This window comes from Spirillospora sp. NPDC049024, from assembly GCF_040649235.1.
Taxonomy (GTDB): Bacteria; Actinomycetota; Actinomycetes; order Streptosporangiales; family Streptosporangiaceae; genus Spirillospora.
On the sequence record NZ_JBEZFD010000040.1, the window covers coordinates 32,630 to 45,490 of the forward strand.

Below are 12,861 nucleotides of genomic sequence, written 5' to 3' on the forward strand. Positions count from 1 at the left end.
CCGCAGAAGAAGCCGACGGCGATGAGCAGATCCTGTGGCGGGGACACCCGCGCCGGCACCTGGAGCTGACGATCCCGAAACTGCGCATGGGTCGTGCCTGAACCGGTCTGGTCGCCCCCTCTCCTGCATCGTTCAGCTCGGGGGATTGCGTACGAGGCAGCGCTCGCAATTCTGAGCGGATGACTCCGAACACCCACCGCAGTGGCGGCATATGTAGCTTCGTGCGTTGTGCCAGCACGGTACGGCGAGCAGGTCTTGGGAAAATCTGTCGTCCAGCAGGTCGCCGTGGCCGCCGGGACGGTTGGCCGACGATGGAACGATCAGCACCGGGTAGCGCGCTTGGCACGAGAGGCACCGCCGCAACTCCCACACGGTGCTGCAACTGGAGTTCGAGCAGCGGCAACGGTAGGTGTCGTCGTCGCGTACCGTGAATTCGGCGGCAGGGTTCTCGGGACGGTGCGAGCAGATCGGGCAGTGGGTCAGCTTGGTGACCTGGTCCACGGCGGCGAGCAGCCCAGCACGAAGCCTGTTGATCTCTTCTTGGTTGTCCCCCTGCCTGCGTGCCGCATCGGCGCGAGTGCGTAGCCCCGCCAGTACCGCGTCCAGGGGCTCGACCTCGCTGGTGAGAGGTGGCCTGGTCACAAGTAGTTGTCCATCACGATGATCAAGCCACCCAAAACGCCGCGTCAGGGAGTCATCCCCGGTGACCCCGCGAGGTACCCGTGCCGGATACTCCAACATGATCCGTTCGTCGAGCACTCCCCGTAGTGTCCGGGCAAGCCGGCCCATGCTGCCAAGGTCGGCAGGGCTGACCGGCACCATCATGGGCAGGGCGGCCGTCCCGACTGCATCGTGCACAGCAATGCGATGGTGTGGCGGCATTCGCTCCCGCTCGACCAGCTCACCGGGATACAGCACTGCGGCCTCGGCGCCGACGTTTCGCCGGAGAGCGTTGAGATGCTGGTCAAGGTGCTCTGGTTGCCTTGTGAGCGCATGGGGGACGGGGACCACCCGCAGGACCGGATCGTCGTCGAGCAGCAGGGTGAAGGTGTCGTCGCGGTTCCAGTCGAGCCGGACGTCATGCTCCCTGTAGGTGTAGCGGGGCCCTGGTTCGCCGATCCGCGGCCCCTCCGTGGTGGTCGGAACGACACCGAATTGCTCCAACGAGCGCAACATGAGAATCAGGGTGTAGTACGCGAAGTCGCGACACCATGTGGTCAGAGCCTCGGCAAGGCCGTCATGGTCATCCGAGCTCTGACGCGACGCGACCTCTACGTCCCAGAGCCTGCGGCAATGCCGGTAGTTGACGTCGTTGTCGAACAGGTTGGTTGGACGCAACCGCGGTGGCCCGGTGTACGGGCCGCCAATCCCAGCGCGCAGTTCGGAGTTGCGAAGCGGGGCCAGGGCTCCTCGCAGCGCCAGCAGTTCCGCTCGCCGCTGCTCGATGCGGTCGGAGAGGTCGTCCTGCTGGAGCAGTTCGGCGATGAAGGTGTACAGGCGCCGCTTCTGTCGCCAGTCCGGACGCGCCTCGGCCTGCCCCAGCAAGCCATACCCCTGCCGGACCATCGAATCGATCGCGTCGATCTCGGCGATCCTCGCCAGGACGTGCCGCCAGAGGCGGTCGAGGAGGGTGCCCACTACCCGGTTTTCGTAGAGATCGTGGTCGGCGACCTGTACAGGGGTCAGCAATTGGGCGGGTTCCACGCCGTGCAGCCTGCGCGCCTCCCACGTCTCGCTGTGCGCCGCCAGGTGCACCACGGTGCGCCAGGTCATCCGTCGGGCCTTGCTTACCGGCACCAGGACATGCTCGGTGCGCAGCCGAGCGTGTGGGGCGCGGCATACGGCCCGCAGGTAACCGAGTTCCGCGCGAAGATGGTCTTCCAAGCGGTGCGGGTGCAGGCGTTGTGACACCCCGTTGACCATGGGGGCGACCTCGCTCCACTCGCTCAGCGGCGCCTTCCTGGCGCGTAGGTCGGCCACTTTGGCGGCGATGACGGCGACGCTCTCCATGACGAGCGGCGTCGGGGTCGGGCTGGCCCCGAAGTCGCCCTGCCACCGTTCGGTGCCATGCCGGAGCTCCCACCCCCTGGCTCCGGCCGCGAGGTACGAACCTGGTGCGATGGCCGTCCTGTTGAGGGCGTAGCCGCGCCCACCTTGCGGAATCTGGTACCGGCCGAGCAGGACGGTGCCTTGCGGGACGGTGCACGGGGCACCGGTGACCCGGTCCCAGAGCGTCGGCCGCCCGCTCATCCGAGCCCCAGGGACCTGATCTCGCGCTCCAGCACCTGCAGGGACTTGCGCGGGGCAATCCCGGGGAAAGCGGAGGACCACAACACCGTGATCTCGTCGTGCAGTTCCCGCAGGTCGCCGGGTGCGACTTCGACGCGGCCGATCAGCTTGCGCAGCACCTTGGTGGCCAGCAGATGGTCGGCGGCCTCCCCGGGAGGGCCCCCGGCGACGACCGCTACCGGGACGAATCGCCTGGCCTGCCGCTCCAACCGGCTACCCCAGGACACCCCGAAGTCGCCGCGCAGCCGCTCTCCAAGCCCATCGTCAAGGAAGGCCAGCACCTTCTCGGCCTCACCGCCGTCGGTCGCCTCGGCCGCATCGAAGGCGTTCATGAGCGTCCGGTACGAGACCGGGGCAAGAGGCCGGACCTCGCCGGGCTCGAAACGCGGAGGTTTGGCCGGCAGTTCCAGAACATGCGAGCGGTCATAGGTCTTGTCTGCGAACCTGACCGTGGTCTCGTCATTGTTGGCCGTTCCGATGAACCAGACGTTCTCGGGCAGTTCCAAGGCACGGCCGTCGTGCAGCAGGCGCGGCGCCGGTGAAACCGGGGCGGTCATGAGGGGGAGGAACTGGCGCTCGCCCGGACTGCTCTCCTTGCGTTCCATCGCCGACAACAGGTCGCTGAAGTACTGCTCCGGGTGCGACAAGTTCATCTCGTCGAGCACGACGACGAACGGCTTGTCGCGATACAGCGGCAGCTGCGCCTTGTACAGGCTCTGAGTGAACTCCGATTCATAGAACTTGCGCTCGAAGGCGTTGTAATAGCCCAGCAAATCCTGCGGGCTACGCCATTCGGCGGCAACGGCGACGGTCTCCCGCCCGGCCCCGATGATCTGCGCGAACGCCTCGGGCAGGCGGGTCTTGCCGATTCCGCTGATGCCCTGCAGCAGGTGCAGCCGACTGGCGGCCAAGCCGGCGACGAAGCAGCGCAGATCAGCCTCGGAGTAGTACAGCCCCAGGTCGACGGCCATCCGGCTGCGGATCCGGGCGATGAGATCAGGCAACCGGATCGGCTCGCGGTCCAGGACGGGAGCGACCTGATAGCCCTCGTCCTCGTCCATGGCCGAGCATGCCGGGAAGGGCGAGCTGTCCTTGAGCACATCCTGCATCTGCTTGAGCCGCGCCGACTGCTGGTCGATCTCGGTGGTCAGCACCTCGTTCTGCCGCTGCAGCGCCTGGTTGATCATGCGTGCGTTCTCGCGCTCGGTGGCGGAGATCATCGTCGCGGTGGTGTGCCGGCGTAGTTCGGCGTTCTGCTGGAGCAGTTCGTCGCGTTCGATCAGCAGATCGTGATGGCGGGCTTCCAGATCGGCGACCCGTTCCCGGTCCTGTAGGGGGTTGGCGGCCAGCGACGTGCGCAGTTCGCGGTTGTCCTCTTGGAGCCGCTGCAGTTTCGCGGCCGCCTCCTGCAATCCCATTCCGTTCAGTTCCGCCTCGGCCGCCTCGTAGCGGGCCAGTTCACCGGCCCGCCGCTGGGCAAGGTTTCGCATGGCCTCCAGCTGTTGCCGGTGACCTGCGGCGTCCTGGCGAGCCAGCTCCAGTTCGGTCTGCAATCCGGCGATCCGCTCCCGGATCCGGTCGTCGGCCTCTTGGTCGAGATGCTCCTCACGGGCGGCCAGCCGGCGTTCCAGACGCTTCTGCTCCAGTTCCCTGCGGTTGAGCGCGGCCTCGCGTTCATCGAGTCCGGCGCGAGACGTCAGTAGTTCCCGCTCGCGCTGCGAGTGCCGGTCCGCGTGCTCTTTCTCCAGCTCGCGCTGCCTTTCCTCGAACTCGGCCCTGCGGTCGTCCAGTTCCTGCTGGAGAAGGTCGAGCTGTTCCCGCCGGTATCCGGCGAAGCCTCGTCTGGCCTCCTGTTGCAGGTCCGCCAACCGCTCCCGCTCTTCAGCTAGCCGCCTCTCGTCGGCGTCCAGCGCCTCCTCGCGCTGTCGTAGGTCCTGTTCCTTGCGTTGATGCTCGGACCGGTTCTCGGTGAGCTCGGTGACATCGTCTTCCAGCTTGGCCTGCTTCTTGTCCAGTGCGGCCTGCCGCGTATCCGCCCGCTTGCGGGCGGTCTCGACTTGCGCGATGGCGCGCCGCAACCGGTCGACGGTGACCGGTCCCGTCACCTCCTCTTCCTTGACCGGTTCCACGGCCGTCTCCCCGTCCGGTCCGGTCACCGCCGCCGGTTCGGGCTCAGCTGCCTCAAGCTGTTCGGCCTTCTTGAGCAGCTCGGCCTCGCTCGTTGCCGCCCTGGCCTGCTTGCCGGAGCCCGCGCCTCCTCCGCGTTGGTTGCCACCTGTCCTGTTGTTCCTCTTGGCCATGAAGGTCGCTATGTCCTTTCCGGGGGTGGTGGGGGCATGGAGATGAGGACTCGGGCGGCGTCCAGGGCCAACAGCCGACACCATTCGACGTCGTCTTCGACGGTGGCATCCCGAGTGTTGTGCGAGCCCCGGTTGCGCAGCCTGCCGAGTTCGTCGAGCTCGATCAGTAGGCCGGAGCGGGCACCGACCAGTGCGCGCAGCGGGTGGTCCCGGTGGTGCGGGCTCTTCGGATCGGCCGCCGCCATCAGCGCGTAGGGCAGAAGTTCTCGGATGGTGGCCTTGTCCAAGTTGATCGCTTCGCGGATGTCGCGGGTCCGGCGATAGGCCTCCGGATACCCGAGCATCTCCCGCCGGGAGAGGCTCATGGCGCCGAGGTAGCCGCCGACGCGGGGCTCGTCGAGACCGAGCGTCTTTGCGGCGCGTTTGAGCGCTGCCTTCGCCGTTTCCCAGGCCGCCGTCTGGTTGCCCGCGTCCCAGCTCGGCCGTTCCGGTGGCGGATACTCGGCCACCAGCCGCCGCAGCAGGTGCTCGTAGAGGCGATATGCCTCGCGGGCGACCGATTCGACCCCTGACTCACCACCCCGTGCCGCCGCCTCTTCCAGGCCGAGGAGCAACTTGAGCGTCCCCGGTCGGCGCCGCAGTTCGCTTCCGAGTTGCTGCACCAGCCGTATCTCGGCCGCTTGGCCGACCGCCTTACTGACCGCCCGGTAGTCCTCGGTGATGCGGGCGAAGGAGTCGTCGGTCGCCTGTGACACCGCGTCCGCCAGTCCTGGCTCCTCGCGGTTCCAGTCGGCCAGCAGTCGCCGCAGCATCGGGTTCGGGTCCAGCCCGAAGGGATCCCGCACCTGTGGTCCGTCGCCCGGCTCGCTCCCATTCTCCAGCCATACCAGCAGGTACTCGGCCGCCGGGCGGCCGATGTCGAGCACCTGGCGCACCTCGACGTCGTGCGGCAGCATCAGCTCGGTGGACAGAGCCTGGAGATCCCTTTCGACGGCGGACGCGCTGGGCGTGCGGCCGTCGCGCAGATCGGTGAACCGTTCCGCCTTACGGGCGAGCTCCGCCTTGCGCTGCGCGCCGACGGCGTTGATGATCTCCTGAGCGGAGGGCGGGCGCGGCAGCACCGGGTCCGTACCGTCTCCGACGATCCGCGCCGTTATCGGACGGGGCGCGCCCGCGCTGTTGAGCCTCAGCCGAGCCTGGCCGTCCCCGGCATTGCTGGCCCGCTGGAATACCAGGTCCCTGGCGGCTCTCGGCCATAGCCGGCCCGTCAGCGGGTCCTGCAGGACGTGGGTGACCACGTACTCCGGTTCCTCGCCGACCCGGCCGCTGATCAGCGTCTCCACCCCCCGGTCCGTCGGTGTCCCGCGCTGGTCGACCCGGCCATCGGCGCGCAGTTGCCGCAGCACGTGTTCGCACAACTCCGCGCTCTGATGGATCTTTGCCGCGATGTCCTCGGGCTGCCGCACTCCGGCCTGGCACAACGCCAGGACGACCTTCTCGATGATGTTGAGATGCCGGACCCGCAGCACAGGTGCGGTCACCCGATACGCCAGCACCGGCCAGCACAGGAACATGACCTCGCCAGACTCGGGCGGTCGGTGGAACTGCAGGACGCCGCGCCTGATCTCGAACGTGTGCCGCTCGCTCACCGGCCGACCTCTTCGGTGTCGCGGCGAGCCCGCGCCGGTCCCCGGAGGGGACGGCGAGGCCTCGCGGGTGGGGGATCGAGCAACACTCCGGCTGTAGACGGCGGTGCACACAGGCGGTGGAAACTCGTCAGCGGCTCTACCGCAGGCGGCGCCAACCGCGAGGTGAACATGGCGTCGTCGCCGACCAACACGAGGAGCCGCTTCTGGCGACTCATCGCCACGCACAACCGGTTCGGCAGCATGAGGTGCCCGTAGGCGCGCCGAGCCCACCGCTCGTAATCGGCGTGTTCCGGGTGCGCCGGTCCCGCCGCGGCGGGATCGAGGCGGGGCGGGGGGGTGCACCGGACGACGGACAGCAGCGCCACGTCGAACTGTTTGCCCTGGAACGCGTCGACGCTGCCGACCTGAAGCCTGTCGCGTTCGACGCCGTCGGCGTCCCAGCGCAGTTCCTCCACCGGCCGGTAGCCTGAGCCGTCGCGTTCGGCCAGCCCTTCCTTGACCAGCTCCTCCCAGATCAACCGGACCTGCGCGCTGTAGAAGCTGATCACACCGAACGTCAGGTCGGGCCGGTCGGCGACATGGCGGCTCAACTCCCGGGCAATCGCCTGTGCCTCAGCCGTCCGCGATTTGCTCTGCCCGCCGTGCTCGCTACCGGCGGCGCGCGGCACCTGTAGCCACGCCGCCGGTCGGCCCTGGTAACCCTCCAGCCCATGTGCGAACTCGGTATCAGGGCGTACCGACTCGAGGTCGCCTCCGTAGAAGGCGTCCGCAACGAAGGCGCCGAGCACCCGATGCATCCGGTACTGCTTCCGCAGCCGTACCGCCCTGCGCCTTCCCGGCGTGGCATCGCCCCTGTGCAACAGGGTGAACATGCGCCCGAACAAGCTCTCCCGCAGCATGGCCAACTGGTCGCCCGGGTCAGACCGGAGTTCCTGCTCCACATCAGGTTCCAGCATGTGCGGAAGCTGGTTCTGGTCCCCCACGAGGACCACCCTTCGGGCGGCCAGCGTGAGTGGGATCAGCAAGTCCAGCGGGTTGGCCCGAGCAGCCTCATCAACGATGACCGTGTCGAAAAGCCTCTCGCCGTCCTTGGCCTCCTGAACGGCCCGCGAATCCGCCTGCTGACATGTCGCGGCCAGCGACGTGGTGTAGAGGCGAAGGGTGGCGAGCACGGCCTCCGGGTCGCCTTCGAGCTCCTCCAGGTACTCCGCCAGCGCAGTGTGCGCCCCTTCGGCGGTCTCCCTGCGCCGCGCGTCCAGTTCGTCCACGATCTCGTTGAGCAGGTCGGCCACGTCCTCCCGGGTCACCGGCCGGAACAGCCGGTCCGCCCGATCGGTGAGCCGGTCCAGCAGCGCGTCGCGCACCTGCGCCAGCTCGACCAGGAAGGGTGGTGGCTCGTCGTGGTCCCAGTCGGCGGCACGTTCGAGCAGTTCCCTGTCTCCATCGTCGGCGACGGGCATCCGGTTCAGGTGCTCCAGGGCGGACGCCGCCATCATCGGACCGTCGTCCCCGAAGGACACCGGTGCGCAGCGGATGCCGCGCACCGCGCGCAGCGCACTGTCCCGCCGAGGGTCCGCCTGCAGGTTGGCGACCCGCGTCGCGGAACGCAATTCGGTCGCGATCCGCTCCAGCCGGCCGAGGAGCAGGTCTGGCACCAGCCCCGCCACCCGCTCGGCGATCCCGTCGAGCCGCTCCACCAGTTCCTCAGCCGGCCAGGGCGCCAGGCAGTACTCGGCGGTCTGCCGTGCCACCTCGCGCATCGCCAAGGTACGGCGGCCGTCCGGGGTACTGCTCATCTCTTCCCGCAGGGCGCGCACTGTCGCTAGGCGCCAGCTCTCGATGTGCGCCATGGAACCCCGGTTCTGGGAGTCGATCTTCACCGAGGGCAGGTCCCACACCATGGAGCGCTCGACCAGATTGTCCACCGCAGCGTGCTGGTAGCTGGTGAGCAGCATGCTCCGGCTGAGCACGGCGTGCCCGCGTCCCACCTCGGCGAGCCGCACCTGCAGAGCGGCGATCAGCTGGGTCTTGCCGGTTCCGGGAGGCCCCTGGATCACAGCGATGTCGGGGGTGTTGAGCGCGGCGGCCAGCGCCAGCCGTTGCTCGGCGTTCGGGCCATCGTCACCGAAGCATGCCACCGCAGCTGGCGACAGCGCTGGCACGGCCGGTTCCTCCTTGCCCCGCTCGGGAACCCCCTGGAGGAGCGGCAACAGCTGCGGCAGGGGGATGCGTCCGTCCAGAAGGCGCCGCAGCGCCCGCTGACGACGCTCGAGCCGTCGACGGTCGCCCCGCACGGCGGCGTGAAGGAATCCCTGGGGCGGCGGCATAGCGGGCCCCTCGTCGTCACTGCGGCGGATCATCCGCATGTGCACGACACGGTTCTCGACGTCGGCGTGAACGACCTCGCCGACCTCGTTCCCCGTGGCCAGATCCAGTTCGAGTAGTCCGGCCATCGGGTCGGCCTTGGCCGCCCCGCCGAGGACCTCGGGGAGTTGCACGGTGCACTCCAGATCCGCCGCGTTGCCGCTGTCGAGTTCCTCCCGCAGCCGTGTCAGCAACTCGTCCCGGCCACGGGCGATTTCGAAGCGGACGACGTCCTCGCTCTCATCGATGTAGGACCACCGTGCGTACTCCACGAAGTCCAGGTCGCGCATCCGGCGTAGCGCGTACCGGTTCTCCATCTCGTGGTAACGGCGCCAAACGCCCATGAACGTCTGCTCGCCCTCCCCGCTGCCGAGCCGCGTCAGTTCGTCACGCATCCGCCGCTTGAGCCCCGCCTTGACCGTCGCATCGAAAATCTCGACGCGGACGTGGATCAGTACGACCCGTTCGTGGTCGCGGGCGGACCGGCTCTCCCGGTGCACCTGCCGTAGCCGCCATTCCCCGTTCTCTTGGCGGAGCGTGGCGACGACGCCGCCGCCGACGAGCCGGCATGTTGACGGCGAAGCCATCTCCTGCCCAGGTGTCACAAGCGCGACAAGCCGACGCGACAAGAGGCCACCCTGGCCCTGACCACCGGGCACGTTGAGTGGACTTGGGCGCCCGGGTGCGTCACGGAACAGGAACTGCCGTTCCAGCCAACCGAGTTCCTGACGTCTCCCGCGGACCTGCTCGTGACCCGCGATGCTCCGTGCGGAGCGCAGCGCCGCCTCGTCCGCGCCGACCCGCAGTTCTCCCCAGTCGAATCGGCCCGCCAGTTCGTAGATCCGCAGGCGTAGCCAGTCGCGACCTTGGTTGTCCCGATCGAGATCATCAACGAAGGCGATGATCTGGCTGTTCTCGGTCACGACGGTGCGCAGCGTTTCGTCGTCACGGTCAGCGCGCCCCTGCGGCGCGTGGGTGCGGGTGTTGCCGTCCGGTGCGAAGTAGGTGGCCATCAACGCGGGGCCGAGTCGTTCGAGAAGGACTTCCCGGCCGCTCAGCCCGGCTGTGCGCATACCTCGCGGCACGTCCACCCATGCGAAGGCGGCTGTACCAGGCAGTGCGTCCACCAATGGGGTACTCGCAGCCTGTGCGTTGCCGGCCATTACGCCCCCTGCCGGGGGAGGAGTATCCGGATGAAGCGATGGATCTCGTTCCGTCCGCCGAAGTGGATCGTCCAGCGCCCGGTTTCGGTCAGGTCGAGCGGCCAGGTCTCACCCACGGCCAACTGCGAACTACGCCGCGCCGATCGGTTGACCACATAGACCTCATGCCTTCCCACCCGCCGAACCATGAGTTTTGGTCCGCCGTCCCAAGTCAGCTCCACCAGCGGCTCGCCGGGATCGACCGGGACTTCCGACGGCCCCCGGTCGAGGCGCAGCAGCCCGGTGCGTGCCGCCACCATCTGGGGTTGGTGGGCGGCGAGGATCAGTGACCGGAGTCGGTCCGTCTCGACGTCACCTGCCGTTCCCGGCACCGCTCCGGCGGGCACCAGGCCATGGACGTCACAGCGCACTACCGGCGGGCGCGCCGATCCCCCACACCAGGGGCACCGGGAAAGTCCGGCGTGGTATGTGCCTGCGCATGCGGGACAGGCAACCATGAGGAGCGCAGCCTGGTCGAGCTTGTCGTGCCATTCCCGCATGGAAGGTCGTCGCTCGGGATGCCGCAACCCTTCTTCAAAGGTCAGCGAGACCAACCGCCGTAGCCCTTTGGTGAGCACCATCTCCCGCGAGAGCCCCTGTCTGCTCTCGTTGCGACGGTCAGACGGATGGTCGATCCACGGCCACTCCCCTCGGAACGCGGACGCCTCCAGCTCTGGCCTCTGGTCGATCACGTCGCCGCGGAAGGGATGCACCAACGCCAGGATCTCGAAGGCCAGCACGGCGAAGGCGAACACGTCGGTGAGAGTGTCCTGACCAGAGGTCCCTTGTGCGAGCTCGGGCGCGGCGTAGCCATGGGTGACGTGCGCCGTCCTCAACGGCCGCGCGTGCACCGACACGTTGTCGGGGTCGATGAGGTGCACTTGGTCGTGCTCACTGCGCGCCGACACCAGGATGTTGCCAGGGGATACGTCGCCATAGGAGAGTCCCCGCGAATGCAGCTGGTCGAGCGCCTCGGCCCCTAGGGCAAGCAACCTTAGCCGGCGGCGCAGTCCGCCGGTGCTTTGGAACCACTCGGCCTCTTTCTGAGGAGGAACGGTGGCCAACGAACCGATGGAGGTCATGCCCGCCAACAACTCCATGGTGTAGCCGACCTCGTCACCGACCAGCAATGACAAAGGCCGCGCAATCGGGATCCCGGCCAGGTCGAAGCGCCGCACGGCTGCCACCCTGCCCCGCAGTTCCTCGGCGCCAATCTGAGCTTCCGGCTTGAGAATCTTTACGGCAACTCGCTCGCCGGTCAGCGACCAGACGGTTCCCTGTCCACCTCCGCCGATCTCAGCATGCAGTTGCAGGGCCTCCCCTCGGTCGTCATGGATCATGTCGCCCGGACGGTAGGTCCGGCGCCTTCGCCGGCTGGACACAGGTGCGGTCACGTCATCGTTCCCATCGGCTGCTAGGCACCCTCCGTTGGTGTGTTGAGTTGGTCAGTCGCTCAGATCTGCCAGCTCGCCGGGATCGAACACCGAGACGTCATCGGGGCGGGCGCTGTTGACCCGGACGCTCATGCTCTGGGTGAGGTACTTGAAGATCTCTGGGATCCGGTCGGCCTCTTCTGCTCGGATCACCGGATACAGCGGATTGGCCACGAACGACTCCAGCACCCGATAGGCAGCCGAGCCGGTTTCGGGGCCGATCGCCACCGCCAGCCGGAGCGACCTGGCACCGCGCTCGGAACTCAGTAGGCGCTTCAGTTGTGGTTGCCACTCCGACGTCGGCCTACCGTCCGAGATCAGTACCAGCGTGACGTCGTACGCACGCGCCGGGATCATCTCCGCGTCGTCGAGGATCTGCCGGGCCATTTCGAAGGCACCGCCCATCGGCGTGCCGTCTGGACCCCCAACGGCCTCCATATCCGCCCACGTCGCCGAGGCGGCGGGGACGGGGCGCTGATGTAGCGCAACGCCCCGACCACCGAAGGTGATCAGGCCGATGTTGATCTCCCCCCGGGGGGAACGCTCATGGGCCAGCGCTCGGACCATGCTCGCCGTCGCCAGGTTGAGCGATTGGATCTTCCCGTGCTCGGTCATGCTTCCGCTGACGTCCGCCAGCACAAGCACCGGTAGCGGCCGGGGCCGCTGGACGGCGGCGAACGGCGTCTCACTGTGCTCAGATGTCATCGATCTCGCATCTCCCTGCGTCCCGCGGGGCGCGGAACATTGCAGGATTTCTTCTGTCGACCACCAAGTCAAGGCATGAAATCACGTTACTTGTCAGTACATCCTGGTTCTGTACGAACCCAGGAAGTTCGGTCGACCGTCACCACAGATCTCGGACGAGTCCAGCGGCACAGCGGCGCATGGGCAGCACCCGGCTCATACATGCCGAGCCGACACTCTCCCGCGCCGCCTGCGGTAGCCCAGATCTCGATTGGCGAAATAGCCTCGCCAACGATTACGGTGAGTACTCAGTTGGCCAGTGGTTGTCCCTTGAGGTCCTCGGCGATTGGTGAGCACAGGGTGCGCACGAACTGTAATGGATCAGGGGGGATGAGGTGGAACCATGCAAGCCGCTGACCTGCGGAAGTGTGGACTTACGAGGACCGTGAATCACCTCATAACACGCCAAAAATGGAACTGCTAATGCGGTTTGGGTGCAAGCCCATCCGGGGTTCAAATCCCCGATCCTCCGCCACTCCGACCAGGGACTTCGTCCAAGATTGCGATCTTGAGCGAAGTCCCTGTCGCGTTCCAGATGTCCGTTTCTCCTGGCCTGGTGTGCACGGGATGTCGCCGGAGTGCTTTCGTCGCCGGACGATGCGGGTGCTGGTCGTCTCGGCTTTGACTACCCTGCGTGTTGGCCGCGCCGGTTGCGATGGTCCGCGAATGAGATCACGTTGGTGGCGTCGGACGGTCCCGGCTGCGGTCGGCGAGGGACGACCGCAGCCACCGCCTCGGCAGCTGCCCGGGACACCTCAGGAAGCATCGAGGTGTAGGTGTCGGCGGTGAACGAGTGGCGGGCGTGTCCGAGCGTCTCGCTGATCACTTTCATGTTGACGTTGCCGAGCAGGGCGAGCGTCGCGGCTCCGTGTCGGAGGTC

6 protein-coding genes and 1 pseudogene are annotated in these 12,861 nt (G+C 67.5%); all 7 read right to left on the reverse strand.

Annotated features, from left to right (window positions below):
- Nucleotides 1–132: 132 nt before the first annotated feature.
- Nucleotides 133–2,010, reverse strand: a complete 1,878-nt coding sequence (locus AB0C21_RS41640) for a hypothetical protein (RefSeq protein WP_500211875.1) — start codon at nucleotides 2,008–2,010, stop codon at nucleotides 133–135.
- A 236-nt stretch (nucleotides 2,011–2,246) separates the two neighbouring features.
- A complete protein-coding gene (locus AB0C21_RS41645) occupies nucleotides 2,247–4,589 on the reverse strand; it encodes an AAA family ATPase (protein WP_500211877.1) in 2,343 nt (780 codons plus the stop codon).
- 8 nt (nucleotides 4,590–4,597) lie between these two features.
- Complete coding sequence (locus AB0C21_RS41650) at nucleotides 4,598–6,238, reverse strand: hypothetical protein (RefSeq protein WP_500211879.1); 1,641 nt, start codon at nucleotides 6,236–6,238, stop codon at nucleotides 4,598–4,600.
- Nucleotides 6,235–9,765, reverse strand: coding sequence for a DEAD/DEAH box helicase (locus tag AB0C21_RS41655; protein ID WP_500211880.1), 3,531 nt, complete (start codon nucleotides 9,763–9,765; stop codon nucleotides 6,235–6,237). Before AB0C21_RS41655 ends, AB0C21_RS41650 begins: the two co-directional genes overlap by 4 nt.
- The gene (locus AB0C21_RS41660) at nucleotides 9,765–11,144 is read right to left on the reverse strand and encodes a protein kinase domain-containing protein (RefSeq protein WP_500211882.1); all 1,380 of its coding nucleotides are present in this window, start codon (nucleotides 11,142–11,144) and stop codon (nucleotides 9,765–9,767) included. Before AB0C21_RS41660 ends, AB0C21_RS41655 begins: the two co-directional genes overlap by 1 nt.
- Before the next feature lie 105 nt (nucleotides 11,145–11,249).
- Nucleotides 11,250–11,942, reverse strand: a complete 693-nt coding sequence (locus tag AB0C21_RS41665) for a vWA domain-containing protein (RefSeq protein ID WP_500211883.1) — start codon at nucleotides 11,940–11,942, stop codon at nucleotides 11,250–11,252.
- 664 nt (nucleotides 11,943–12,606) lie between these two features.
- Nucleotides 12,607–12,861 (reverse strand): annotated as a pseudogene (locus tag AB0C21_RS41670) (hypothetical protein); the annotation flags it as partial.

Excerpts from the sequence above, each read along its gene's own strand:
- AB0C21_RS41640 (WP_500211875.1), bottom strand. The coding sequence starts at position 2,010 with ATGGAGAGCGTCGCCGTCATCGCCGCCAAAGTGGCCGACCTACGCGCC.
- AB0C21_RS41645 (WP_500211877.1), bottom strand. The coding sequence starts at position 4,589 with ATGGCCAAGAGGAACAACAGGACAGGTGGCAACCAACGCGGAGGAGGC.
- AB0C21_RS41655 (WP_500211880.1), bottom strand. The coding sequence starts at position 9,765 with ATGGCCGGCAACGCACAGGCTGCGAGTACCCCATTGGTGGACGCACTG.
- AB0C21_RS41660 (WP_500211882.1), bottom strand. The coding sequence starts at position 11,144 with ATGATCCATGACGACCGAGGGGAGGCCCTGCAACTGCATGCTGAGATC.
- AB0C21_RS41665 (WP_500211883.1), bottom strand. The coding sequence starts at position 11,942 with ATGACATCTGAGCACAGTGAGACGCCGTTCGCCGCCGTCCAGCGGCCC.